This window comes from Nocardia kruczakiae NBRC 101016 (genome assembly GCF_001612965.1).
GTDB lineage: Bacteria > Actinomycetota > Actinomycetes > Mycobacteriales > Mycobacteriaceae > Nocardia > Nocardia kruczakiae.
On record NZ_BDBL01000049.1, the window covers coordinates 1 to 24,549 of the forward strand.

Consider the following 24,549-nt stretch of genomic DNA (forward strand, 5'->3'; position numbering starts at 1 on the left):
GAGCACGACCAGCCGGGCCCCGGCCTCCTGCGCCGCGGCGGCCACCGCGGCGACCGGTCCGTCCGAAACGTCGAGCACCACGTCGCAGCCGTCGACGATGCCGCGGTAGGCGCCGGCACTGCCCGGATCGGCGATATGCACCTCGATCCGCGGATCCACATACCGGTGCCGAACCCGGTCGGCTCCGACGACGTCGTGCCCGGCGGCCGCCAGCATGCGCGCCACCGCGCGACCGGTGGGTGTGGTGACTCCGGTGATCAGGACCCGCATCGACTCTTCCTCCTCGCGTGCGCCACCCAAGAACGTGACGCCGTTCACACACCATGACGAGTGGATTGCGGAGTGCCCGCGCGAAGTCCCGGTCAGCGGGCGCGGCGTTTCGCTGAGTGGAGTTGTGTTTTTGGCCTCCGCTTCGCTTCGGCGGGTCTCGGCCCCTTGGGCCTCGTTTTTTCCCTCCTCCGCTCAGTCGCTGCGCTCCCTCGCTCCGTCGGTCCACAATCGAGGCGGGCCGAGACCGACCACTCTTTGGCGGACTCGCAGCGCTCCACGCTCTCCCGCGTCGGCCCCGCATTCCGATGATCGGGACTTCTCGGGCCTGGTACTCCCACCCGCCCCTACCGTCGAGGCATCGACCCAGTGCGTGACAGCGCAGAGGCAGGGAGGAACACCGGCAATGGCGAACAAGGTGCTCGATCGGGTGCGGGACCTGCTCCCGGCGATCGGGGAACGGGCGGTGACGGCCGAGCAGGAGCGGCGGGTGCCCGCCGAGACGATCCGCGAGCTGACCGAGGCGGGCGTGTTCCGGATGTTGCAGCCGAGCCGCTTCGGTGGTGCGGAGGAGTCGCCGGTCGCCTTCTACGAGGTGATTCGCGCGATCGCGACCGTCTGCCCCTCGACGGCATGGGTGTCGTCCGTGCTGGGTGCGCATCCGTGGCAGCTGGCGTTGTTCGACCCGCGGGCTCAGCAGGATGTGTGGGGTGAGGATCCCGACACCCTCGTCTCCTCGTCGTACGCACCGACCGGCAAGTTGACGCCCGTCGACGGCGGCTTCGAGATGAGCGGCCGGTGGAGCTTCTCCTCCGGCTGCGACCACGCCGACTGGGCGTTCCTCGGCGCGGTGGTGCCCAACGACAAGGGGGGAGCCGATTACCTGACGGTGCTGGTTCCGCGCACCGACTACCGCATCGAGGATGTCTGGCACGTGTCGGGCCTGTCGGGCACCGGAAGTAACGACATCATCGTCGAGAAGGCGTTCATCCCCGCCTATCGCGCGTACAGCGCCGCCGATCAGTCCGCGCTCGTGGGTCCCGGCCAGGAGGTGAACACCGCTGCGCTGTACCGGATCTCGTTCGCCAGCGTGTTCTCCAACACCATCACCGCACCGATCATCGGTGCCGCGCAGGGCGCCTACGAATCGCATCTGCAGCGCCAGCGCGAGCGCGTCCGGCTGTCCTACGGCGGGCAGAAAGTGGCCGATGATCCGTTCGCGCAGGTGCGGATCGCGCGTGCGGCCTCGGAGATCGACGCCGCCATCCTGCAGCAGGAACGCAATATCAGCGAGCAGCTGCGCTACGCCGAAGCGGGCGAGGAGATTCCGTACGAGCTGCGCTTGCGGACCCGCCGCGACCAGGTGCGGGGCACCGAACGCGCGATCTACGCGATCGATCTGCTGTTCGAGAACTCCGGCGGCCACTCGATCCGCAAACCCAATGTGATCGAACGGAACTGGCGCGACGCCCACGCCGGCAACGCGCATGTGATCAACGACGTCGAGCGCGCGCTGGCGATGTACGGTCAGGGTGAGATGGGCGTCGAGGTCACAGAACGGATGGTCTGATGGGTTTCACCGCCGAGGACACCACCCGCTGGGTCACCGTCGACGGCGTGAAACTGCGCTATCACGAGGCGGGTTCCGGTGCGCCGCTGGTGCTGTTGCACGGTTCCGGCGCCGGAGTCTCGGGCTGGGCCAATTTCGGCGCCAACCTCGAGGCCCTGGCTCCGCACTTCCGCTGCCTGGTCCTCGACCAGCCGGGGTTCGGTGCCAGCGAACGACCCGAAACCTACGACCGCAACTATCTGCGAATCGCCGTCGACGCGGTCCTGGGTCTGCTGGACGAGCTCGGCATCGGCAGCGCTCATCTGCTCGGCAATTCGATGGGCGGGGCGGTGGCGACCCTGCTGGCCGCCGAACATCCCGATCGCGCGGACCGGCTGGTGCTGATGGCGCCGGGCGGTGTGGGCGTCAACATCCTGGGACCCGAACCGTCGGAAGGGATTCGGCGCCTGCTGGACTTCAATGCCGACCCCACCCCGGAGCGGGCGGTGGACTGGTTGAAGACGATGGTCTTCGATCAGGCGGTGCTCACCGAGGAGCTGATCGCGGCCCGCACCGCCGCGGCCTCGGACCCGCGCCAGACCAAGGCGCTCGCCGACGCCTACGCCACCTTCTACACCCCGGCCTTCGCCGATCCGGTTCCGCTGTGGGCGCGGCTGCGGGCAATCCAGCACGAGGTGCTGATGCTGTGGGGCCGCGACGACCGGGTGACACCGGTGGAAGGCGCACTGCTGCCGGCCCGCCAGCTGCCGCGCGCCGATCTGCGGATCTTCTCCCGCTGCGGGCATTGGGTTCAGGTCGAGCGCAAGGACGCGTTCGAACGCGCCGTGATCGACTTCCTGCACAACGGATTGTGAACGCACGCTGATCTTTTCGCGCCGACCATGCGGTGGCCGCCGCACCTCACGAGGGTGCGGCGGCCGCTGTCGTTTCCGGTCCGTGCCCGTGCAAAACCCGTGCCGGTTACAGTCCGTGGTCGCGCGCCCAGCCCGCGATCTGGGTACGCGAGGTGAAGCCGAGTTTGGTCAGGATGTGCTCGACATGGGTCTCGGCCGTGCGAACCGAGATCACCAGATCGGCCGCGATGCGTTTGTTGCTGTGCCCGGCGGCGACCAGCCGGGCCACATCCTTCTCCCGGCGGGTGAGCAGCGACAGCGCCGCGGTGTCGACGGGCGTGGGGCGCGCGGGCGGGGCGGGTGGTTCCTCGGGGGCGGGGCCGCGGCCCAGCGCGAAATCGATCGCCGCGGGCAGCGCCATCGCCGCGCCGGTGTCGTAGGCGGTGCGGAACCCGCTGTCGCCCAGAGCGTTGCGGACCTCGTCGCGCACCTTTTCACCCACCGCGCTGGTGATCGTATGGGCCAGCCGCACCGTACTGCGCTGCAGCGTCTCGGCCGCACCCATCAGCCGGGCCGACCGCTCCATATCACCGCGGGCGGCGGCCGACCACGCCATACCGTCGAATCCCGACGCCAGCCACACACACCGGTCGAACAGCGCGAACTCCTCGATCGCGCGTCCGAGGTAGTCGTCGGCGGCGTCCTGATCACCCAGCCGCCACTGATCGATACCGAGCGTCCACAATGCCAGCCCACCCAGCAGATGCGGCCCGTAGCGCTGCGTGAGGACATGGAACTCCCGGGCCATCTCGGTGGCGCGCGGGTCCTCCAGCAGGGTCGCGCACATGAAACCGAAAGCGAGACTGTCCATTTCGGTGGCATGATGGCCGTCGGCCCGCGCCAGCCGGATCGCCTCCTCGGACCGGCGCAGCGCACCGGCGGTATCGGCGTCGGTGAAATCGATCAGTGCCGCATCCAGTTCCGCCTCCGCGAGGATGTCGGTGGCGCCCAGATCGGTTGCCACGGTGACGCATTCGCTCGCCAGTCGCGCCGCCGACTCCCGATCCGACAGCAGTGCCGCCAGCGAGGCCGCCGACGACAGCGCCCGCGCCCGCTCCCAGCTCGGTTCCGGATTCCGGGCCAGGGCGTCGGTCAGCCACCGATATCCCTCGGACAGGAACCGGTAATGCTCCCAGAACGGCCGCAGCACGGTCGCGGTCTCCATCGCCAGCTGCGGTGCGTCGAGCATCGAGAACTGCAGGGCCGAGCGCAGATTGGCATGTTCGCGCGCCAATTCACGGAACCACGCCAGATCGTCGGAACTCCAGTACGCGGTCTGTCCGCGCAGGGCCAGCCCGCGGTAGTGGTCGCGGTGGCGGGCCCGCACCCGGCGTTCGTCACCGTGTTCGACGAGGCGGTCGTGGCCGAATTGCCGGATGGGTTCCAGCATCGAATAGCGCGGCGCCACCGCGTCGTAGCGCAACCGCAGCACCGACTTGTCGACCAGGCCGGTCAGCGCGTCGAGCAATCCCTGCGGCCCCGGTGGCAGCCGGCACACCGCCTCGGCGGCCTCGATGTCGAAACCACCGGCGAAGATCGACAGCTGTTGCCACAGCCGCTGTTCCGCGGGGGTGCACAGTTCGTAACTCCAGCGGATCGCGCCCTCGATGGTCTGCTGACGCTGTGGTGCGGTGCGCGGTCCGGCGCTGAGCAGGTCCATGGTGTCGTCGAGCCGGTCGCGGATCTGCTCGGGCGTGAACACCCGGAACCGCAGTGCCGCCAGTTCCAGCGCCAGCGGAATACCGTCGAGGCGCTGGCAGATCGCGGCGAGGGTGTCGCGGTTGGCGGGGGTGAGGATGAAATCCGGATTCGCCGCGGTGGCCCGCTCCACCAACAGCAGCAGCGCGTCGCTGTCGTGTTCGGCGACCGGAAGCGGCGGAATCGGCATCACCTGCTCACCGGGTACGCCGAGCACCTCGCGGCTGGTCGCCAGCACCCGCACCTCGGGGGTGGCGGCGACGAGGTGGGCGACCAGCGCCGCGCACGCGTCGATGAGATGTTCGCAGTTGTCCAGGATCAGCAGGAGTCGTTTGCTGGTGAGGAATTCGGTGAGCCGGTCGAGCGGCGCCGTGGTGTCATCGCGCAGATTCAACGCCTCGGCGACGCTGAGGGTGACCAGATCGGGATCGTGCACATCGGCCAGTTCGACCAGCCACACCCCGTCCGGGAAGGCGCGCGCCATCGCCGCGCCGACCTGCCGAGACAACCGCGTCTTGCCCACGCCGCCCGGGCCGAGCAGAGTCAGCACCCGGGTCGCGGGCAGCAGCCGTTTCGCGGTGGCCAGTTCGTCGCGGCGGCCGACGAAACTGGTGACCTCGGCGGGAAGATTCCCGGTGACACGCCGCGCCATGATCGCCAACCCTATCGTGATCGAAACGCGTTCGGACCACATCGGCGATGTCGGTCCCGCGTGCCCGCGGACGGTGCGAACGGGAATAGGCTGAGACCGCGAACCGAGACTCGCGCCGCGGTCCCTCGGGGCCGCGGACCCACAGACCCCTCGTCCCCAGGAGGCTTCCCGTGCGGATCGGCATCATGCTCAGCGAACAGACCGGACCGGATGCGCTGGTGCGCCTGACCGACGAACTGCAGCAGGTGGCCGGCGAGGGTTTCGAATCGGCGTGGCTGTCGCACATCTTCGGTCTCGACGCGCTGACAGCGCTCGCCGTCGCCGGTAGCAAGGTGGCGAACATCGAACTCGGCACGGCCGTGGTGCCGACCTATCCGCGGCATCCGGGCGCCCTGGCCCAGCAGGCGGTCACCACCGCGCTCGCCGTCGGCCGCGGACGGCTCACCCTGGGCATCGGACTGTCGCACCAGATCGTCATCGAGAACATGTTCGGCTACGACTTCGGCCGCCCGGCCCGGCACATGAAGGAATACCTGTCGATTCTCGGGCCGCTGCTCGACGGGCAGCCGGTGTCGTATCGGGGCGAGACCTTGAGCGCGAATCTCGGCTTGACCGCGGGGGAGACCGGCCGGATCCCGGTGCTCGTGGCCGCCATGGGAACCCAGATGCTGAAACTCGCGGCGCGGCGCACCGATGGCACCGTGCTGTGGATGACCGGCCCCGCGACCATCGCCGACCACATCGCACCCACCATCACCGCGGCCGCCGCCGAGGCCGGCCGGCCCGCGCCGCGAGTGGTCTGCTCGCTGCCGGTGCTGGTCACCGACGATGTGGAGCGCGGGAAGGAGCGGGCCGCCACCGTCTTCGCCGCCTACGGTTCGCTGCCCTCCTATCGGGCCATGATGGATCGCGAGGGCGCGGAGGGACCGGCCGATCTGGCGATCATCGGCACCGAGGAGCAGGTCGCCGCCCGCATCGAGAAGGTGTTCGCCGCGGGCGCCACGGAATTCGTGGCCGCCCCGTTCGTCGGCGGACAGGCCGCGGAGCGCACCCGCAAGCTGCTCACCCAGCTGGCGGACTGAGCGACCGTGGCGCGCCGGGCGCGGATCGAGGACGTGGAAGAACTCGCCCTCGCGATGCCGCACGTCACGGTGGTGCGGGGATCGAGCGGCAATCCGGTCTATCAGGTCGGGGCCAAGTCGTTCATCTTCTTCCGCACCCCGCGCCCGGACGCCGTCGATCCGGACACCGGCGAACGGTATCCCGATGTGATCGTCTTCTGGGTGCCGTCGGAATCGGACAAGCGTGCGCTCGTTCAGGATCCGGATTCGCCGTTCTTCACCACCGCTCATTTCGACGGGCATCTATCGGTACTGCTGCGTGGGGCCCACATCGGTGAACTCGATCTCGACGAACTGCGCGAGGTCGTCCAGGATGCCTGGCTCTCGCGGGCCTCGCCGACTCGGGCCCGGCGCTGGCTGGCCGAACATCGGCTCTGAATCTCGTTGATTCCGTTGCGGCACAAGGATTGTCAGTTCGCCGCCGCGGAGGCGACATCGAGCCCCGCCAGTTGGTGACGCATCCGCTCCCGCTTGGTCCGCAGGTAACGGACGTTGTGCTCGGTGGGGTCGGTCTGCAGCGGAATCCGCCGGGTGACCGCGATGCCGTGCGCCTGCAGGCCCGCCTGCTTATCCGGATTGTTGCTGAGCAACCGCACCGATTCGACACCCAGATCGCTGAGGATCTGCGCGCCCGCGCCGTAGCGGCGGGCATCGATCGGCAGCCCGAGGCGCAGATTCGCGTCCACGGTGTCGGCGCCGGCGTCCTGTAGTTCGTAGGCGCGCAATTTGTTCAGCAGGCCGATGCCGCGCCCCTCCTGCCCCCGCAGATACACCACGACACCGCGGCCCTCGGCGGCCACTGCCCGCAGGGCCGCGTCGAGCTGTTCACCGCAATCGCAACGCAGCGAGCCGAACGCGTCGCCGGTGAGGCATTCCGAATGCAACCGGGCCAGCACGTCGGTTCCGGACGGATCGCCGAAGACCAGCGCGAGATGTTCGACCGGCTGGGTGCCGGAGTCTTCGTCGCGGTAGCCGAAGACCTGGAAATCGCCGTAGCGCGTGGGGAGCCGGGTCTGCGCGAGCCGGGTGACGGTGTGCTCGCGATGCTTTCGGTACTCGATGAGGTCGGCGATGGAGATGATCGGCAGCCCGTGCTCGCGTGCGAAGACCAGCAGCTGCGGCAACCGTGCCATCGACCCGTCGTCGTTGACGACCTCCGCGATCACTCCCGCCGGCCGCAATCCGGCCGCGCGCAGCAGGTCGACCGTCGCCTCGGTGTGCCCGGCCCGGCCCAGCACGCCGCGCGGATGTGCCCGCAGCGGGAAGACGTGCCCGGGGCGGGTGAGGTCGGCCGGGGTGGTGCGCGGATCGGCCAGCAGTCGCATGGTGTGGGCGCGGTCGGCCGCCGAGATACCCGTGCTGACGCCGGCGGCCGCGTCGACCGATACGGTGTAGGCGGTGCCCTTGGGGTCCTCGTTGACCGCCGTCATCGGGGGCAGCGAGAGCCGGTCGAGGTCGGCGCCGGGCATCGGCACGCACAGCACGCCGCTGGTGTGGCGGATCAGGAATCCGATGGTCTGCGCGGTCGCGAATTCCGCGGCCAGGACGAGATCGCCTTCGTTCTCCCGATCCTCGTCGTCGACCACCACGACGGGCCGGCCGGCGGCCAGGGCGTCGAGTGCGTTCTGGATGGAATCGAGTTCACCGGTCATCGTGCACCTCCTCTATGCCTAATAGAAATATTCCGAAACACTCCTCGCTAGGAAGGGTTCCGCTCAGTGAGATTCTGGGGACGGCGAATTCCGGGGACCCGGTGCCGGCGTTGACCTCGAGTGCGGTTGAGGATGCACGCTGGGGTCATGACACAGGCCGCAGAGTTCTGGAACACCGTCTACGACGACGACACCGCCCCCTGGGTGATCGGTGAGCCGCAGCCGGCGATCGTGGAAGTGGAGCGCAGAGGACTGATCCGAGGGCGGGTGCTCGACGTCGGAACGGGTGCGGGGGAGCACACCATCGCCCTCACCGCCCTCGGCTACGACGTGCTGGGGATCGACTTGTCGCCGAGTGCCGTCGAATACGCGCGGCGCAACGCGGCCGCGAAGGGAGTGCCCGCGGCGCGCTTCCGGGTGGCCGATGCGGTCCGGCTCGGCGCCGACCCCGCGGCGGCCGCCGAACTCGGCGTCTTCGACACGATCGTCGACAGTGCCCTGTTCCACATCTTCCGCGAGGATCCCGGGACCCGCGCCGACTATGTCCGCTCGCTGCACACCCTGTGCGCTCCGGGTGGTCTGGTGCATGTGCTGGCACTCTCCGATACCGACCCCGGTTTCGGGCCGCGCATCAGCGATCGGCTGCTGCGTGAATCATTCGATGCGGGTTGGGAATTGGAGGATCTGCGACCCACGTCCTATCGCGGCCGGGTCACCCCGGTGGTCGCCGATCAGGTCGCCGGACTGAACGTGGCCGAGAACGGCACCGTGGATACCGCCGCGTGGCTGGCCCGGATCCGGCGAATGTAGCGACGGATCCGCGCCGGTCCTGTGCTATCGCGGACGAGCCTTCGACTTCGGTGGTGCGAGCGGCGCCTCGCGATTGCGGGGCAGCCGTCCGCGCTTGTTCAACGCCTCCAGGTCGTCGAGCAGATCCTCGGCCAGTTGGCGTTCCGCCTCGTAGTGCCGGATGCACCAGCGCAACACGGCGCTGGGGAAGGCCCAATCCGGGTTGGCGTCGGACCCCTCGGCGTCGGCGGCGGCGCGGCGGCGCATCTTCTCCGCGTAATCGATATGCGCGGTGAGGATTTCGCGCAACCGCTCCGGCTCGGCCAGATGTCCGAGCCACGCCCGCAGCAGCACACTGTGTTTCAGTACCGGCGCCTCCACCGGTGAGTGATTGACCCAGTGCGCCACGGCATCCCGGCCGCTGGTGGTGATCGCGTACATCCGCTTGCCGCGCACGCCGTCCTCGGAGGTCACGGTGCGCGAGGTGACGTACCCGTGCTTCTCGAGACGTTTGAGTTCGGCGTAGATCTGGCTGAACGACGGGCTCCAGTAGAAGAACTGCAAACTCCAGTCCGCCCACTTCTTCAGGTCGTAGCCGGACAATTCGTCCGCATGCGAGAGCATCCCGAGCACGGCCCACGAGGTGGTCGGCAGATCGGTGCCAGATGTCATCGCCGAACTATACCGCCCAGTCATATGCGGATCCGAAATCAGCGCCAGCGGGTGCGGTGCGGGAACAGTGCCCGCCCGGCCTCGTGGACGACCTCGAGAACGACCCGGGCCAGCCGGTCGTAACTCATCGCCTCGGCACGTCCCGACAGCGAGAGCGCGGCCGGTGGGGCGCCGCGGCCCCGCAGCGGCGCGGCCACGCAGGCGATGCCGACCATGGCCTCCTCGCGGTCGATCGCCACGCCTTGGCGCAACCGGATCTGCCCGAGTTCGCGATGCAGCGCATCGGGTTCGGCCAGGGTGCGCGGAGTGAGGCGGGGCAGCCGGCCGCGGAAGGCGGCCTCGGCGATGGTGGGTTCCAGCGCCGCCAGCATCGCCTTGCCCAAAGCCGTTGCGTGCGCGGGCATCCGGCCGCCGAGCCGGGTCGGCAGCGCCGCGCCGAAGCGGCCGCCGGCCTTGTCCAGGTAGACGACCTCGCGGCCGTCGAGCACCGCCAGGTGGCCCACCATGCCCGTCCGCTGCGACAACTCGTGCAGCAGCGGGCTCACCGCATCGCGAATCTCGTTGTGGTCCGCGGTCAATCCGCCCAGTTCCAGCGTGCGCATGCCGAGGCGGTAGCCGCCGGCGGAATGCGCCAGCCAGCGCAGCCGGATCATCTGATCCAGGATGCGATGGACTGTCGAGCGCGGAAGTCCGGTTCGCTCAACCAGTTCCAGCAGGGTCAGGGTGGGGGTGTTCGCGTCGAAGGCGTCCAGGATCAGCGTCATCCGCTCGATCATCGACACCGGAATCGGCGCGCCGGCTCGATGAGCCCTGGCGCCCGTCGTCGCGTGGTGCGCGGCCGTGGTGGTGCGTTCCGCGGAGGGCAGCACGGTGACGGTCATATGTACCTCCGTTGGCTCATATGCAGTCTAGAAGTATTTCGACTAGGCATGTTCGGTATCGGCATTTGTGTCACCTATCACAGTGGCTGCCACCACACCGATCGCGAATCGGTGGAACTACGTAAGTGCTACCGAAATCTCTCCCGTTCACCGGACCTGGCTGTTGACGGGGGCTCCCCTCGACCTGGTGTCATGACTTACAGCTATATGTCTGTCCGAAACAAGGAGTGGCCGTGGAGCCGGTAGTACAGGTGGACGAGATCTCGGAGGCGACCTTCAAATCCGTGCTGAGCAGGTTCTGCTCCGGGGTCACGGTGATCACCGCCCTGTCCGGCGACGAGCCGGTCGGATTCAGCTGCCAGTCCTTCTCGTCGTTGTCCCTCGACCCGCCCCGGGTCTGCTTCTTCCCCGCGCGGACCTCGACGTCGTGGCCCCGCATCCGTGAGGTGGGGCGATTCTGCGTGAACATCCTGGCCCACGATCAGGACGAGATCTGCCGCGCGCTTGCCCGCCGCGGCACCGACAAATTCGCGGGTGTGGACTGGGAGTTGTCCGGAAACGGGTCGCCGCGGCTGAGCGGCGCGCTGGCCAGTATCGACTGCGAGCTGGATCGCGAGGTCGACGGCGGCGACCACACCATCGTGATCGCCCGGGTCACCGCGCTGGCCGAACATTCCGACCAGGCGCCGCTGCTGTTCTATCGCTCCTCGTTCGAGCGTCTGCACGGGCACTGACGCGAGTGTCTGCACGGGTACCGACGCACGTCTGGGGGCGCGCAAGTGGTGACCGGCAGGGGTGCGTACCCGCCCGCACCGCGAGGCGTCCCGTCGCTGCCGATAGGCGGAGCGGATCTCCCGGCCAGTGGGACTTCGCATGCCGGGCCCCCCTTCCGATGGCGAGCATCGAGTCATCACCCGGGGCGGGTCGGGCCTTCGGGTAGTCGAGGCCGATCGCGATCGAGGCCGAACGCAATCGAGACGGAGGAATCATGAACAGCGACAGCGAAGTGCGGGTCATCGACGCCGGCGCACCGCCCACCCGGTTCGCCCGCGGCTGGCACTGCCTGGGCCTGGTGGACTCCTTCCGCGACGGCAAGCCGCACACCGTCGCCGCCTTCGGCACCGAACTGGTCGTCTTCGCCGGTGAGGACGGCACGCTCAACGTCCTCAACGCCTACTGCCCGCACATGGGCGGCAATCTCGCCGACGGCACCGTCAAGGGCGATTCGCTGGCCTGCCCCTTCCACGACTGGCGGTGGAACGGCAAGGGCAAGTGCACCGGAATCCCGTACGCGCGCCGGGTGCCTCCGCTGGCCCGCACCAAGGCGTGGCCGACGCTGGAGCAGAACAAGCAGCTGTTCGTCTGGAACGATCCCGAGGGCAAGCAACCGCCCGCCGACATCACCATCCCGCGCGTCGACGCCGCCTTCGACGACGGCTGGACAGACTGGACCTGGAACTCGATGATCGTCGAGGCCAACTGCCGCGAGGTGGTCGACAACGTCGTGGACATGGCGCACTTCTTCTACGTGCACTACGGCTTCCCGACCTTCTTCAAGAACGTGTTCGAGGGTCATATCGCCAGCCAGTACATGACCTCGATCTCGCGCGAGGACATGATGGGCGCGACCGCGAAGGCATTGGGCGGCAAGAACACTCTGCATTCGGAGGCGTCGTACTACGGCCCCTCCTACATGATCGACTATCTGCGCAGCGAGAGTGCCGGACTCACGGTCGAGGGCTATCTGATCAACTGCCACTATCCGATCACCGAGAACCGGTTCGTCCTGCAGTACGGCGCCATCGCGAAGAAGCCGGAGGGCGTGTCGCCGGAACAGGCCGAGCAGATCGCGGCGGCCTTCGTCGGCGGTCTCGGCAAGGGGTTCGAACAGGATGCGGCGATCTGGAAGCGCAAGTCGCGCATCAACAATCCGCTGCTGTGCGAGGAGGACGGGCCGGTCTATCAGCTGCGCCGGTGGTACGAGCAGTTCTACACCGACGTCGCCGACATCTCCGAGGAGATGACCGCGCGCTTCGAATTCGAGGTCGACACCACCCGCGCGGTCACCGCCTGGGAGGCCGAGGTCGCGGAGAACCTCGCCAAGCGGGCCGAGCAGGCCGTGGCGGGCTGAGAGTCATCGCGATGGACGAGGTTGCGTGCCGATCCTGCGGAACCTGCGTGCTGGTGGAGAAGTTCAGCCCGCAGCATACGAGCGTGCAGTGGAGCCGGTCGGCGATGCGCGCGTGCACCGAACTGTCCGCGCCGGGCGCGCACACCTGCGCCGCCCTGCGCGACAGCATCGACGCGGCGGTGGAGGCGGGGCAGGTGAGCGTGAGTACCCGCGATGTCGATGTGCGCACCCGCGGCCGGACCGTGGCCTGACGGGGGCGGGAAGCTGAATGAACGGCAGAGAAACGGATGTGGTGGTGCTCGATGGATACGGCGATCGAACTCGACGTGCGTGAGCCGGGCGATGCGCCCGAGGGCGCCGGTCCGCGCGACGCGGCGGCCGATCCGGTCGTCGTCGAGATCGTGCGCGTGGTGCGCGAGACCGCGGACGCGGTATCGCTCGAGCTGGCTCCGCGGCCCGAACACGCGCAGCGGTTCGGCTACCGGCCCGGACAGTTCCTCACCCTGCGCATCCCCAGCGATCGCACCGGTTCGGTGAGCCGGTGCTACTCGCTGTCGAGCGCACCGCACGAAGACGGTCCGCTGAAGGTCACCGTCAAACGAACCGCGCAGGGTTACGCGTCGAACTGGTTGTGCGACAACGCCGTCGCCGGGGAGAGTTTGCAGGTACTGCCACCCGCCGGACTGTTCACCCCGGCCTCGCTGGATACGGATCTGCTGCTGTTCGCCGGCGGTAGCGGCATCACCCCGGTGTTGTCGATCCTGAAATCGGCGCTTGCGCAGGGCAGCGGCCACTGCACCCTCGTCTACGCCAATCGCGACGAATCATCGGTGATCTTCGCCGCGGAACTCGCCGAACTCGCTGCGGCGCATCCGGATCGGCTACAGGTGCTGCACTGGCTGGAATCGGTGCAGGGCCTGCCGAGTGTGCCGCAACTGTCCGCGCTGGTGCGGCACTTGGCCGACCGCGAGACGTTCGTCTGCGGTCCGGGGCCGTTCATGGATGCCGTCGGCGCGGCCATGGCCGCCCACGGCGCCGACCGCCGGCGCGTGCACATGGAGAAGTTCGTCTCCCTGACCGGCAATCCGTTCGAGGCGGCGGCTCCGGTGAGCGACCCCGCCGACTCGGCGCACGTCGAGGTCGAACTGGACGGCGAGAATCACCGCATGGCCTGGCCGCGACGCCAGGTCCTGTTGGACACCTTGCTGGCAGCGGGCCTCGAGGCGCCGTATTCGTGCCGCGAGGGCGCATGCAGCGCCTGCGTCTGCCGGGTGGTGTCCGGCGAGGTGTCCATGCGCCGCAACGAAGTCCTCGAGGAGGAGGATCTCGCCGAGGGCTATGTGCTGGCCTGCCAGGCGGTACCGGTCACCGACGACGTTTCGATCAGTTATTCCTGAACCACCCGAACCCTTGCAAGGAGTGCACATGGCCGCCGTCAGCTCGCTCGGTTACGTCCGGGCGCAGATCGCCGATGTCGCCGCATGGCGTGAATTCGCCTTCGACACCATCGGATTCGCCGAAGGGTCGGGCCCCAACCCGGAATCGATCTACCTGCGGACGGACGAGCACACCTACCGCCTGGAATTGGTACCGGGCGATCGCGACGAGGTGATCGCCGTCGGCTGGCAGGTCGCCGACCGGCGCTCGCTGACGCTGGTGCGCGAAACCCTCGCCGCGGCCGGAATCGAGGTCACCGAACTGACCCTCGCCGAATCCGCCGCGCGCCACGTCGAGGAGGCGATCAGCTTCACCGATCCCGCCGGATTCACCATCGAGGTCTTCCACGGCCCCCTGCTCGACCACAGCCCGGTGGTCGGCAAGTACGGAAGCCGTTTCGTCTCCGGTGATCTGGGGCTCGGCCACGTCGTGCTGCCGGTGCCCGATATCGAGGCGGCGCGGCAGTTCTACACCGAGGTGCTGGACTTCGCCTCGCGCGGTTCGTTCCGGGTCGGTCCGCCCGACCATCCGATCTGGATCCGGTTCATGGGTGTCAATCCCCGCCACCACAGCCTCGCGCTGATTCCCGGCGGCCGCGGCGACGGCCCGGGCATCGTGCACGTGATGGTGGAGGTCGACGCGCTCGACGATGTCGGCCGGGCGCTCGACCGGGTGACCAAGGCGGGTTATCACCTGTCCTCCACACTCGGCCGCCACACCAACGACAAGATGATCTCCTTCTACGTCCGCACCCCGGGCGGCTGGGATCTCGAATTCGGTTGCGAGGGAATGCTCGTGGGCGAGGATTACGTCGCGGAGGAGATGACGGCCGACAGCTACTGGGGCCACGAATGGGCGCGGGGCTGAGCGGCCGTCACCACCGTCGCGGGGTTCCTACGCGTCGGTGAAGGTGACCCGCACGGAGATCGGGTCGGTCTGCAGGGCGGCGAATCCGGCGGCGGTCAGCGGTGCGAGCGCCGGATGCGGGGCGAAGGCGCGGGCCCGGGCGACCACATCGTCGTCCGGGCGCAGCTCCGCCGTGGCCGCGCGCCAGATTCCGTTGTGCCGCAACCGTACCGAGGGGTTGGCGCGGACATTGTTGCCCCAGCCCGACCGCATACCGTGCTGGCAGATGATCCAGGCGCCGTCGTCGTCGAACAGCACCGATACCGGAACCCGCCGTGGCTGACCGGATTTGCGGCCGACGGTCTCCAGTTCGGTCGCGAAGGTGGATCGCACACCGATCCGGTCCAGAGCGGCGAATCCGGGATTGACCAGGTAGCGGCCGACCGCGCGCTCGATCCGGAACTTCGTCGACTTCCGGTCGCCACCGGCCGTTGCGCGCCGAGACCGGAACGCGTCGAACCCGTTGCGGCGCAGCATGGTCAGCGCCGTCGACCACGGTGAGCGAGCCGGATCCGGATCGAGCCCGGCGCCGAGGCGATGCAGCTGATCGGTGTGCCATTGCAGATCCAGAGCGCCGTCGACGGCACGCAGGGTGCCGCTGGCGGCGATGCGGCCGCGCAGGCCGAGCGAAATCGCCGGCGGCCGAAGCTCTTCCGTGCCGCCGGTGAGCAGATCGGCGGCCGCGGTGGGATACACCGTGGTGGGGCGGCCCAGTCCGGCCACATCGCAGGCGCCGGAATCGACCGCACCGACCATCGCCGCCCGGCTGCGGAAGCCGCCGGTGACCGCCAGCGGCACCGCGGCCGCGAGCCGGCGCACCGTCTCCGCGTACTCGAGGAAATAGGCCTCCCGTGCCCGGGTACTCGCCGCCACGCCGCTGGACCGGCCCATCATCGCCGGGGATTCATAACTGCCGCCGCTGATTTCGATCAGATCCAGCGGCTGCCGAGCCAATTGCCGGACCACCGCCCGCGATTCGTCCTCGGTGAAACCGCCGCGCTGGAAATCCGCCGAATTCAGTTTGACGGCCACCGCGAAGCCCGGCTGGACCGCCGCGCGGATGGCGCCGACCACTTCGAGCAGGAAGCGCGCCCGGCGGGGCGCGTCACCGCCCCAGTCGTCGGTGCGCTGATTGGCCAGCGGCGACAGGAACTGCGACACCAGGTAGCCGTGGGCGCCATGGATCTGCACGCCGTCGAATCCGGCCGATTCCGCGATGCGCGCCGCGTCGGCGAAGCGCCGGATCAGGTCGTGGATGTCGGCCTCGGTGAGCGCGCGCGGCGTGGGCAGTCCCGGCACTCCCGACGCGATCGCCGAGGGCGCGACCGGCCGCTGCCGGGTGGCCAGCGGATTGGCCTGGCGTCCGGGATGATTCAGCTGCATCCAGATCGGGGTGCCGCCGTCCTTGGCGGCCTTCGCCCAGCGGGTCAGGGCGGCGAGATCGCGATCGTCGTCGACGACCACATTGCCCGGCTCGCCGAGCTGGGTGCGGTCGATCATCACGTTGCCGGTGACGATCAGGCCGAAGCCGCCCGCTCCCCAGCGGCGATACAGCCGGACCAGCCGGTCGTCGGGAGCATGCGCCGCCGTGCCGAGCCCCTCGCTGAGCGCCGACTTCATGATCCGGTTGGGAAGGACCTGGCCGCAGGGCAGGGGAAGGGGGTCGTGCAGTCCGGTCATGCCTATCCTCCAGGGCGCGGATCGGAAGTGAGGTATACCGATCGGTATAGTCGGCAGCGTAGTACACCGATCGGTCTAGGGCAACGGTAGGATGGACCGACAAGGTGTGAGGAAAGGGGTCGCATCATGGGAGCCCGCGACCGGCTCATCGACAGCGCCGTGGATCTGATGCGCAGCAACGGTGTGGCCGGCACCGGTATCGCGCAGCTGCTCGATCACAGTGGCATCTCGCGCCGCTCGGTATATCTCAACTTCCCCGGCGGCAAATCGGAACTGATCGCCGAGGCGACCCGTGCGGCCGGCGCCGCCTACAGCACCCTGCTGCGCACGATCACCGCCGGCGCCGACGTGGCGTCGTGTGTCGGCGCCTTCCCGGCTCTCTGGCGGGAGAAGCTCGCGGCCAGCGACTTCACCGCCGGATGTCCGATCGTCGCGGCCGCGCTGGGCCGGTCGGAGGCGCCCGAGGCGGCCGACGCCGCCGGGGCGACCTTCACCGAATGGGAGACCATTCTCGCCGAACGCCTCGAAACCGAGGATGTCGCACCGGATCTCGCGATATCGCTGGCCACCACGGTGGTCGCGGCGCTCGAGGGGGCGGTGATCCTGTCCCTGGCGACCCGTTCGATGGCGCCGCTGGAGCGGGTGGGCGCCCAGATGTCGGAACTCGTCGCACGCCACACCGCGAAGTAGGCCGACGCGGGTGCCCGGGCGTGTACCGGCTGCGCACCTGGACAGCGGTGTTTGCGACGTCGTGAGCCGGATATGCGGCGCGGGCAGGCCGGATCGGCACCGGCCTCGGACTCGCACCAGCCCTGCCGCCCGCGCGCGTTATTCGGCGAGTGCCCGCTCGATCGCGGCGGCGGTGGGAATGGACGCGGACGCGCCCACGACGGTGGTGGCCAGGGCGCCGGCGGTGCACGCCCAGGCCAGAGCGGTGGCCGGGCCCTCGTGCCAGTGTGCGGCCAGTGCGCCGGTGAACGTGTCCCCGGCGCCGGTCGTGTCGACCACCTCGACCCGTACCCCCGGATGGGCGAGCTCGCCCTCGGGTCCGCGATAACTCGCGCCTGCGCCGCCGCGGGTGGTCAGCACGTGGGTAACAGTCCGGAGTTCCGCATCCAGTTGCGCCGCTTCGCCCTCGTTGACCACCGCGATGTCGACCGCCTCCCACAGCTCCGGTGGCAGTGATCGCGCGGGCGACGGATTGAGCAGGACGAGAGTACCGTGATCGCGGGCGCAGCGGGCGGCGCCGAGCACGGTGTCCACGGGAATCTCCAACTGGCACAACACGATATCCGCATCGGCGATGAGCGCGCGGTCGCCATCGGTGAGGTCCGAGAGCGCCGCATTGGCTCCGCCGACCACGATGATCGTATTCTCGCCGGTCTCGTCGACCACTATGGTGGCAGTTCCGCTGGACCCCTCGACGGTGCGCAGTCCCGCGGTCCCGACCTCGTTGTCCGCGAGCACCTTCCGCAGCTCGGCGCCGAAGACGTCGGTGCCGATCGCGCCGACGAAATCGACCGCCGCGCCCGCGCGCCGGGCGGCGATCGCCTGGTTCGCGCCCTTTCCGCCGGGCACCGTGGCGAAGGTGGTGCCGAGAACGGTCTCACCGGCCCGCGGCCGCCGCCGCGTGCGCGTCACCAGATCCATGTTGATGCTGCCGACCACTGCGATCCGTGCCATGCACGCACCGTAACCCGCCGCGGTATGGACGGACCGGACGTCGCCGGGATCAGGCGCGGTCGGCCGCCGATGCCAGCGCGGCCAGCCGGTCGATGGACCCGAGAAGTTTGCCGGAGGTCGTCGCCCGGGCCCGGGGCAGCCGGACCTCGTCGGTCAGCCGGGTCCAGTCGTAGGTGTGCCGCACGAGTGTCCGGCTCTCGTCGACGGGTTCGAGCTCCCAGCGCCACAGATGCCCCGGCGGGCGCTGCCCGGATTCCGCGGGCAGCCAGGCGATCCGGCGTCCCTCCTCGAACTCCACCACGTGGTTCTCGCGCACGCTTCCGTTGGTGAGTGTCATCGCGAAGACCTCACCCACGCTCCGCACGCGCTGCCCGGTCTCCGCCCGGTCGAGATTGTCGTTTCCGTCCCATCGCGGCTGCTGCGCCGGATCGGCGATCAATTCGAAGATGTGCCCGGCCGGCGCGGCGATTTCGCGCTCCGCCGACACCACCCTGTCGATATCTGCCATGCGACCATCGAATCATTCACCGGCAGCGTCGACAACGCGGCCACGACTATCGTTCGGACACAGCCCTTTCGGTGTGCGCGTCCTATTCCTGGTCGCCGACCGGGCCGGACGTCGATTCGGCGTGCCGGGGCTCCAGGGGCGGCCCGGCCACCGGGCAGTTGACCTTGCACTGCGGCGTGGACTCGGGACTCGCGTCCCGCAGCGCGTCGTCACGGACGGTGACCACGGTGAGCGCCGCGGCCGCGGCCATGACGATCGCGCAGATGAGCATGGCCTCGCGGAATCCGTGTTCGAAGGCGGCGGGGTCGGTGTAGGCGGCGCCGGTGAGTCCGGTGAGCGGTGGGATCGCCGCCACCGCGAGCAATCCGGCCGCTCGGGCGACGGCGTTGTTCACGCCGCTGGCCACGCCCGCGTGCCGCTCGTCGGCCGTCGCCAGGACGGTCGCGGTCAGCGGCGCGACGGCCAGGGTGAGACCGAGGCCGAAGACGAGGGCGGCGGGCAGCACATCGGCCACATAGGAGGCGTCGGGGCCGATCCGCATCATCAGCAGCATTCCGGCGGCGGCCAGCAGGACACCCGCGGTGATCGGGATGCGCGGTCCGATGCGCTGCGCCAGATCGCCCGAGCGCGCGGAGAACAGCAGCATCAGCACGGTCGCGGGCAGCATCGCGGTCCCGGCCGCCATCGGACTGAAACCGGCCACCACCTGCAAAGTCAGCACCAGCAGGAAGAACACCACGCCCATCGCGCCGTACATGACGAAGGTGACGGCGTTGATCGCGCTGAACTGCCGCGAGGCGAAGATCTCGACCGGCAGCATCGGCGGCGGCCCGCCGCGGTGTCCGGGCGCCTCGTACCGTGCCGACCGCCGGCGCTCGACCACGACGAAGGCCACGCCGGCGAGCACACCGATCACCGCCGTCGCGACCACGGCCGTCCGGCTGCTCCCGTGTTCGGGCGCCATGGTCAGCGCATAGGTGATACCGGCCAGGCACAGTGCGGCGAGGAACGCCCCCAGTACGTCGAACCCCTCGTGTGCCGGGCCCCCGGATTCGGGAGCCGGGCGGGTGGATGCCGAGCCGTCGGCCGCGCCGGAACCGTAGGTCTCCGGCACGTGCCGCACCGCGACCAGCACCACCACCGCGGCCAGCGGAATGTTCAGCAGGAACACCCAGCGCCACCCGGCCGCGCCGACCAGCCATCCGCCCAGGAAGGGGCCGATCGCGCCGGCGACCCCGCCGAGTCCGGACCACGCGCCCACCGCGCGGGCGCGATCCGATTTCGCGAACGACGCCTGGATGATCGCCAGCGAACCGGGCGTCAGCAGCGCACCGCCCACCCCCTGCAGCGCGCGGGCCGCGATGAGCATCGGAATGCCTTGTGCCGCACCGCAGAGCGCCGAGGCCAACGCGAACCACACCACACCGACGACGAAGATCCGCCGCCGCCCGAACCGGTCACCCAGCGATCCGCCGAGCAGAATCAGCCCGGCCAGCGTGAGGGTGTAGGCGTTCACGGTCCACTGCAGACCCGCCATCGAGGCACCGAATTCGTCGCCGATGCGGGGGAGTGCCACATTGACCACGGTCGCGTCCAGCATCGCCATTCCCGAGCCCAGCACCGTGGCCAGCAGCACCCAGCGACCCGAACCCGAGGACAACCGGATGGTGGCGACCATGAGCACACGGTAGCGGTGGGCGTCGCCGGAAGCGGGCGTTCGGCGGTTATCCGACGTCGGCGTCCGCGGCCCGGTCAGTAGGCTGTTCATCATGACTGCTGGAACTGTCGGCGAAGTGGATACCGTGCGCGAAGCGGTGCACGAGGCGGCGCGGCGGGCTCGGGTGGCGTCGCGGACGCTGGCGCAGCTGACGACCGCGCAGAAGGATGCGGCCCTGCACGCCGCGGCCGATGCGCTGCTCGCGCACAAGGACGCCGTCCTGGCCGCCAATGCCGAAGACATCGCGACCGCACAGGCGGGCGGAACCGCGGCCTCGCTGCTGGATCGCCTGCGGCTGACCGAGCCGCGCATCGACGGCATCGCCTCCGGGTTGCGTCAGGTCGCCGGCCTGCCGGATCCGGTCGGAGAGGTACTGCGCGGTTCGACGCTGGCCAACGGACTCGAGATCCGGCAGGTGCGCGTGCCGCTGGGCGTGGTCGGCATGGTCTACGAGGCCCGCCCGAACGTCACCGTCGACGCCTTCGGCCTGGCGTTGAAGTCCGGTAACGCGGCCCTGCTGCGCGGGTCGTCCTCGGCGGCGCGGTCGAATGCGGCCCTGGTCGAGGTCATGCGGGAAGCCCTTGTGGCCCAAGGTCTTCCGGCCGATGCGGTGCAACTGCTGCCGAGTGCGGATCGTTCCAGCGTCACCCATCTGATCCAGGCCCGCGGCCTGGTGGACGTGGTCATCCCGCGCGGTGGCGCCGGACTGATCAACGCGGTGGTGCGCGACGCGCAGGTCCCGACCATCGAAACCGGCACCGGCAACTGCCACGTCTACGTGCACGCCGCCGCCGATCTCGAGATGGCGGAATCGATTCTGCTGAACTCCAAGACCCGCCGGCCCAGCGTGTGCAATACCGCCGAGACGGTGCTCATCGATCGCGCGATCGCCGAGACCGCGGTCCCGCGCCTGATCGGCGCGCTGGAACAGGCACAGGTCACCATCCACGGCGATCTGCCCGGCCTGGTTCCCGCGACCGACGAGGATTGGGCCGACGAATATCTGTCGCTGGATATCGCGCTCAAGGTCGTCGACGATCTCGATGCCGCGGTCGACCACATCAACGAGTGGGGCACCGGCCACACCGAGGCCATCGTGACGGCCGATCTGAAGGCCGCCCGCGAATTCACCGCCCGGGTGGACGCGGCCGCGGTGATGGTGAACGCCTCCACCGCGTTCACCGACGGCGAGCAGTTCGGATTCGGCGCGGAGATCGGCATCTCCACGCAGAAGCTGCACGCCCGCGGTCCGATGGCGCTGCCGGAGCTGACCTCCACCAAGTGGATCGTCTGGGGCGACGGCCAGATTCGGCCGAGCTGAACCCGTCCGGGCCGGCCCGTCGCTGTCCGGCCCGGCCTGTGGTCTCGCCGACACCGGAGTATCGAACCCGCCCCGCGGGTGTGTACCGTCGTGATCAGCTGTTCTTTACGGTGCATACCTGCAGTGGGCTGCGCTGTTCCCGAAGGAGGGCCCAACTGTGCAGACGACCGTGCACGAGCCGATTTTCGCCTCGGTCGACGATGTGATCGACCGTCTGGCCACCACCGGCTATCTGGCCGACAAGGCCACCGCCACCTCGGTGTTCCTGGCCGACCGGCTCGGCAAGCCGTTGCTGATCGAGGGTCCCGCCGGCGTCGGCAAGACCGAATTGTCGCGCGCGGTCGCCCAGGTCGCCGATGCCGAATTGGTTCGCCTGCAGTGCTACGAGGGGATCGACGAGGCGCGTGCGCTGTACGAGTGGAATCACGCCAAGCAGATTCTGCGCATCCAGTCGGCGACGTCCGGCGGGCCGGATTCGGGCAACGCCTGGGCCGACACCAAAGCCGATGTGTTCAGCGAGGAATTCCTGCTGCAGCGCCCGCTGCTGACCGCGATCCGGCGCACCGACCCGACCGTGCTGCTGATCGACGAGGCGGACAAGGCGGACGTCGAGATCGAGGGCCTGATGTTGGAGGTGCTGAGCGACTTCGCCGTCACCGTCCCGGAACTCGGCACGATCACCGCCACCCGCCGTCCGTTCGTGGTACTCACCTCGAACGCGACCCGCGAACTGTCGGAAGCGTTGAAGCGCCGCTGCCTCTACCTGCACATCGACTTCCCGGACGAGGAACTCGAGCGCCGCATTCTCGCCAGCCGGGTGCCGGAGCTGAAACCGGCTGTGGCCGCCCAACTGGTCCGTGTGGTGCACGTGCTGCGCGGGATGCAGTTGAAGAAGTTGCCGTCGGTCGCCGAATCCATCGACTGGGCACGGACGCTGCTGGCACTGGGCCTGAAGGATCTCGACGACAAGACCGTGCGCGCGACGCTCGGTGTGGTGCTCAAACACCAGAGCGACCATCAGCGCGCCCTGGCCGAGCTGAAATTGGCTTGAACCGTGTCCGGTAAGCGCACCACCCCCCGCGCGCTGGTCTCCGCGGCGTTGCGTGGCGGGCCCGCGTCCGCATCGCAGGGTGCGCCGCAACCCGGGCAGACCGCACCGCACGGACTGTCCGGCCATGTGGTCGGCTTCGTGGAGGCCTTGCGCGCCAGGGGAATTCCGGTCGGTCCGTCGGAAACGGTGGATGCCGGCCGGGTGCTCACCGTGGTCGATCTGATGGATCGCGAGATGCTGCGCGAGGGCCTGGCCTGTGCGCTGCTGCGCCGGCCCACGCAACGCGCCACCTTCGACGGATTGTTCGAGCTGTGGTTCCCGGCCGCGTTGGGAGAGCGCGCGGGCGCCGACGATATCGAACTGCCGCGGCGTGACGACGGGGAGATCGACCTGTTCGAATTGCGGCGGATGCTGGCCGAGATGCTGGCCGCCGAACCTACGGGTGACCAGACCCGGCAGTTGCAGAACCTGGCCGCGCAGATGGTCGAGCAGATGGGGCAGTACCAGTCGGCGAACGGGCCGTCGTTCTCGGCATATCAAACGCTGAAAGATGTGCAGCCCGAGGTGCTGATCAGCAAGATCCTCGCGGGATTGGCCGCCGGGCACAACAATTCGGAGTTCGACACCGAGGTCGCCCGCCGCGCCGCCCGTGAACGGGTCAAGGCGTTTCGCGGCACCGTCGAGGCCGAGACCCGGCGGCGGGTGGCCGAGCGGCTGGGCCGCGAGCGAGTCGCGACCTACGGTGTCCAGCGTCAAGCCGAGGATGCCGACTTCCTGCGGATCTCGGAGAACGAACTGGCCGAACTGCGGCGCGGTTCGCAACGGCTGGCGCGCGTCCTGGCGTCCCGCTTGGCCGCTCGCCGTCGCCGTTCCCGGCGCGGTGAAATCGATCTGCGCAAGACGCTGCGCAAGTCCATGTCCACCGGCGGGGTGCCGATCACGCTGCAAACCCGCAAACCACGGCCCGGCCGCCCGGATCTGGTACTGCTGTGCGACATCTCGGGATCGGTGGCCGGATTCTCCAGTTTCACCATGCTGCTGGTGGATTCGCTGCGTGAGCAATTCTCGCGGGTGCGGATCTTCGCGTTCGTCGACCAGGTGGACGAGGTGACCCACATCTTCGATCAGGTCACGCCGCTGGATCAGGTGACCCGGCGCATCTTCACCGAGACGAAGGTGGTCGGATTCGAGGGGCACTCGGATTACGGTGCGGCACTGCGCGGTTTCGCGCAGGATTGGCCCGACGTGGTGACCAGCCGCACCTCCCTGCTGATTCTCGGCGACGCCCGCACCAACTATCGGGATCCGGCGCTGAATACGCTGCGCGAACTCGTCCAGGTGGCCAAGCATGCGCACTGGTTGAATCCGGAGGCCGAAAAGATGTGGGGCACCGGTGATTCGGCGGCCAACCGCTACGCCGAGGTCGTCGAGATGCACGAATGCCGGTCGGCGCGCCAGCTGACCGGTGTGGTGAGCAGACTGCTTCCGGTCTAGTCATCGAGGAGGGTCATGAGCGATCTGCTGGGTTACTGCCTCACCAAACCGGGAGCCTGGCGCGACGAACCCTGGGAGGGCGACGTCGTCGCGAAGGTCGGCGACAAGATCTTCGCCTTCGTCAGCCCGGAGACGGTGACGCTCAAATGTGGCCGCAGCCGCCTCGAAGCCGACGAACTGGTGCATATCCATCCCGACGACGTCACAGCCTCCGCGTATATCGGGCGGTACGGCTGGAACACCGTCCGGCTGGGTGGCTCGGTGTCGGATGCGGAAGTGCGCGAACTGATCGATCAGTCCTACGCCGAGGTCGTCGCCAAACTGCCGAAATCCAAGCGGCCGACGGGGTAGCACGCCGTTTGCCCGGCATCATCAGCGGCTGTTAAGCGCTTTCCAAGCAGGGCCGTCGATCATTCGCGCGTGCCG

General features: G+C 69.0%; 24 protein-coding genes. 15 read left to right on the forward strand and 9 right to left on the reverse strand.

Annotation, left to right across the window (positions count from 1 at the left end):
• Positions 1 to 270: NAD-dependent epimerase/dehydratase family protein (locus NK1_RS28340; protein WP_157104481.1), on the reverse strand; the 270-nt coding region annotated here is incomplete at its 3' end.
• Between the two features lie 403 nt (positions 271 to 673).
• On the opposite strand from NK1_RS28340, the gene hsaA reads away from it, so the two are divergent.
• Both hsaA and NK1_RS28350 read left to right on the forward strand, forming a co-directional pair.
• Positions 674 to 1,837: a 3-hydroxy-9,10-secoandrosta-1,3,5(10)-triene-9,17-dione monooxygenase oxygenase subunit gene (hsaA, locus tag NK1_RS28345; protein WP_036507637.1), complete on the forward strand. Its 1,164-nt coding sequence runs from the start codon at positions 674 to 676 to the stop codon at positions 1,835 to 1,837.
• Entirely contained in the window at positions 1,837 to 2,691 is an 855-nt protein-coding gene (locus NK1_RS28350; protein WP_063013615.1) for an alpha/beta fold hydrolase, read from the forward strand. The genes hsaA and NK1_RS28350 overlap by 1 nt, the downstream gene beginning before the upstream one ends.
• Before the next feature lie 106 nt (positions 2,692 to 2,797).
• Here NK1_RS28350 and NK1_RS28355 read toward each other — a convergent pair whose 3' ends face one another.
• Positions 2,798 to 5,080 (reverse strand): LuxR C-terminal-related transcriptional regulator, encoded by a 2,283-nt coding sequence (locus NK1_RS28355; protein ID WP_063013617.1) that lies wholly within the window; start codon positions 5,078 to 5,080, stop codon positions 2,798 to 2,800.
• A 170-nt stretch (positions 5,081 to 5,250) separates the two neighbouring features.
• Between NK1_RS28355 and NK1_RS28360 the strand changes: the two genes are divergently transcribed.
• Together NK1_RS28360 and NK1_RS28365 are read left to right on the forward strand one after the other, a co-directional pair.
• Positions 5,251 to 6,162 (forward strand): TIGR03564 family F420-dependent LLM class oxidoreductase, encoded by a 912-nt coding sequence (locus NK1_RS28360; protein WP_063013619.1) that lies wholly within the window; start codon positions 5,251 to 5,253, stop codon positions 6,160 to 6,162.
• 54 nt (positions 6,163 to 6,216) lie between these two features.
• On the forward strand, positions 6,217 to 6,579 hold the full coding sequence (locus NK1_RS28365; protein ID WP_063013680.1) for an MmcQ/YjbR family DNA-binding protein: 363 nt from the start codon (positions 6,217 to 6,219) through the stop codon (positions 6,577 to 6,579).
• Positions 6,580 to 6,611: 32 nt separating this feature from the next.
• On the opposite strand, the gene NK1_RS28370 is transcribed toward NK1_RS28365, so the two are convergent.
• A complete protein-coding gene (locus NK1_RS28370) occupies positions 6,612 to 7,853 on the reverse strand; it encodes a bifunctional 3,4-dihydroxy-2-butanone-4-phosphate synthase/GTP cyclohydrolase II (RefSeq protein WP_063013621.1) in 1,242 nt (413 codons plus the stop codon).
• Between the two features lie 147 nt (positions 7,854 to 8,000).
• On the opposite strand from NK1_RS28370, the gene NK1_RS28375 reads away from it, so the two are divergent.
• The gene (locus NK1_RS28375) at positions 8,001 to 8,663 is read left to right on the forward strand and encodes a class I SAM-dependent methyltransferase (RefSeq protein WP_063013623.1); all 663 of its coding nucleotides are present in this window, start codon (positions 8,001 to 8,003) and stop codon (positions 8,661 to 8,663) included.
• 24 nt (positions 8,664 to 8,687) lie between these two features.
• On the opposite strand, the gene NK1_RS28380 is transcribed toward NK1_RS28375, so the two are convergent.
• The gene (locus tag NK1_RS28380) at positions 8,688 to 9,314 is read right to left on the reverse strand and encodes a PadR family transcriptional regulator (RefSeq protein ID WP_063013625.1); all 627 of its coding nucleotides are present in this window, start codon (positions 9,312 to 9,314) and stop codon (positions 8,688 to 8,690) included.
• Positions 9,315 to 9,352: 38 nt separating this feature from the next.
• Entirely contained in the window at positions 9,353 to 10,195 is an 843-nt protein-coding gene (locus NK1_RS28385; protein ID WP_036501211.1) for an IclR family transcriptional regulator, read from the reverse strand.
• Between the two features lie 233 nt (positions 10,196 to 10,428).
• On the opposite strand from NK1_RS28385, the gene NK1_RS28390 reads away from it, so the two are divergent.
• From NK1_RS28390 to NK1_RS28410, 5 genes are all read left to right on the forward strand, one after another.
• The gene (locus NK1_RS28390) at positions 10,429 to 10,929 is read left to right on the forward strand and encodes a flavin reductase family protein (protein ID WP_106957506.1); all 501 of its coding nucleotides are present in this window, start codon (positions 10,429 to 10,431) and stop codon (positions 10,927 to 10,929) included.
• 254 nt (positions 10,930 to 11,183) lie between these two features.
• Entirely contained in the window at positions 11,184 to 12,326 is a 1,143-nt protein-coding gene (locus tag NK1_RS28395) for a 3-ketosteroid-9-alpha-monooxygenase, oxygenase component (RefSeq protein ID WP_063013629.1), read from the forward strand.
• A gap of 11 nt (positions 12,327 to 12,337) precedes the next feature.
• On the forward strand, positions 12,338 to 12,577 hold the full coding sequence (locus NK1_RS28400) for a hypothetical protein (RefSeq protein WP_063013631.1): 240 nt from the start codon (positions 12,338 to 12,340) through the stop codon (positions 12,575 to 12,577).
• A 51-nt stretch (positions 12,578 to 12,628) separates the two neighbouring features.
• A complete protein-coding gene (locus NK1_RS28405; RefSeq protein WP_084461689.1) occupies positions 12,629 to 13,723 on the forward strand; it encodes a ferredoxin--NADP reductase in 1,095 nt (364 codons plus the stop codon).
• 28 nt (positions 13,724 to 13,751) lie between these two features.
• Positions 13,752 to 14,630: a VOC family protein gene (locus tag NK1_RS28410; RefSeq protein WP_063013633.1), complete on the forward strand. Its 879-nt coding sequence runs from the start codon at positions 13,752 to 13,754 to the stop codon at positions 14,628 to 14,630.
• 27 nt (positions 14,631 to 14,657) lie between these two features.
• On the opposite strand, the gene NK1_RS28415 is transcribed toward NK1_RS28410, so the two are convergent.
• The gene (locus tag NK1_RS28415) at positions 14,658 to 16,349 is read right to left on the reverse strand and encodes a nitroreductase family deazaflavin-dependent oxidoreductase (protein WP_063013635.1); all 1,692 of its coding nucleotides are present in this window, start codon (positions 16,347 to 16,349) and stop codon (positions 14,658 to 14,660) included.
• Positions 16,350 to 16,475: 126 nt separating this feature from the next.
• On the opposite strand from NK1_RS28415, the gene NK1_RS28420 reads away from it, so the two are divergent.
• Entirely contained in the window at positions 16,476 to 17,039 is a 564-nt protein-coding gene (locus tag NK1_RS28420; protein ID WP_063013637.1) for a TetR/AcrR family transcriptional regulator, read from the forward strand.
• 138 nt (positions 17,040 to 17,177) lie between these two features.
• Here NK1_RS28420 and NK1_RS28425 read toward each other — a convergent pair whose 3' ends face one another.
• The 3 genes from NK1_RS28425 to NK1_RS28435 all read right to left on the reverse strand — a co-directional run bounded on the left by NK1_RS28425 (position 17,178) and on the right by NK1_RS28435 (position 20,218).
• A complete protein-coding gene (locus NK1_RS28425; protein WP_063013639.1) occupies positions 17,178 to 18,032 on the reverse strand; it encodes a ribokinase in 855 nt (284 codons plus the stop codon).
• Positions 18,033 to 18,081: 49 nt separating this feature from the next.
• Positions 18,082 to 18,540 (reverse strand): SRPBCC family protein, encoded by a 459-nt coding sequence (locus tag NK1_RS28430; protein ID WP_063013641.1) that lies wholly within the window; start codon positions 18,538 to 18,540, stop codon positions 18,082 to 18,084.
• A gap of 82 nt (positions 18,541 to 18,622) precedes the next feature.
• On the reverse strand, positions 18,623 to 20,218 hold the full coding sequence (locus NK1_RS28435; RefSeq protein WP_063013684.1) for an MFS transporter: 1,596 nt from the start codon (positions 20,216 to 20,218) through the stop codon (positions 18,623 to 18,625).
• 91 nt (positions 20,219 to 20,309) lie between these two features.
• Here NK1_RS28435 and NK1_RS28440 point away from each other — a divergent pair, with 91 nt between their 5' ends.
• The 4 genes from NK1_RS28440 to NK1_RS28455 all read left to right on the forward strand — a co-directional run bounded on the left by NK1_RS28440 (position 20,310) and on the right by NK1_RS28455 (position 24,474).
• Entirely contained in the window at positions 20,310 to 21,578 is a 1,269-nt protein-coding gene (locus NK1_RS28440; RefSeq protein WP_063013643.1) for a glutamate-5-semialdehyde dehydrogenase, read from the forward strand.
• Positions 21,579 to 21,735: 157 nt separating this feature from the next.
• Positions 21,736 to 22,629, forward strand: a complete 894-nt coding sequence (locus tag NK1_RS28445) for an AAA family ATPase (RefSeq protein WP_128145391.1) — start codon at positions 21,736 to 21,738, stop codon at positions 22,627 to 22,629.
• Between the two features lie 48 nt (positions 22,630 to 22,677).
• Positions 22,678 to 24,123 carry a vWA domain-containing protein gene (locus NK1_RS28450; protein ID WP_063013687.1) on the forward strand — a complete coding sequence of 482 codons (1,446 nt, stop codon included), beginning with the start codon at positions 22,678 to 22,680 and terminating at the stop codon, positions 24,121 to 24,123.
• A 15-nt stretch (positions 24,124 to 24,138) separates the two neighbouring features.
• Positions 24,139 to 24,474 carry an MmcQ/YjbR family DNA-binding protein gene (locus tag NK1_RS28455; protein WP_036499611.1) on the forward strand — a complete coding sequence of 112 codons (336 nt, stop codon included), beginning with the start codon at positions 24,139 to 24,141 and terminating at the stop codon, positions 24,472 to 24,474.
• Positions 24,475 to 24,549: the final 75 nt, after the last annotated feature.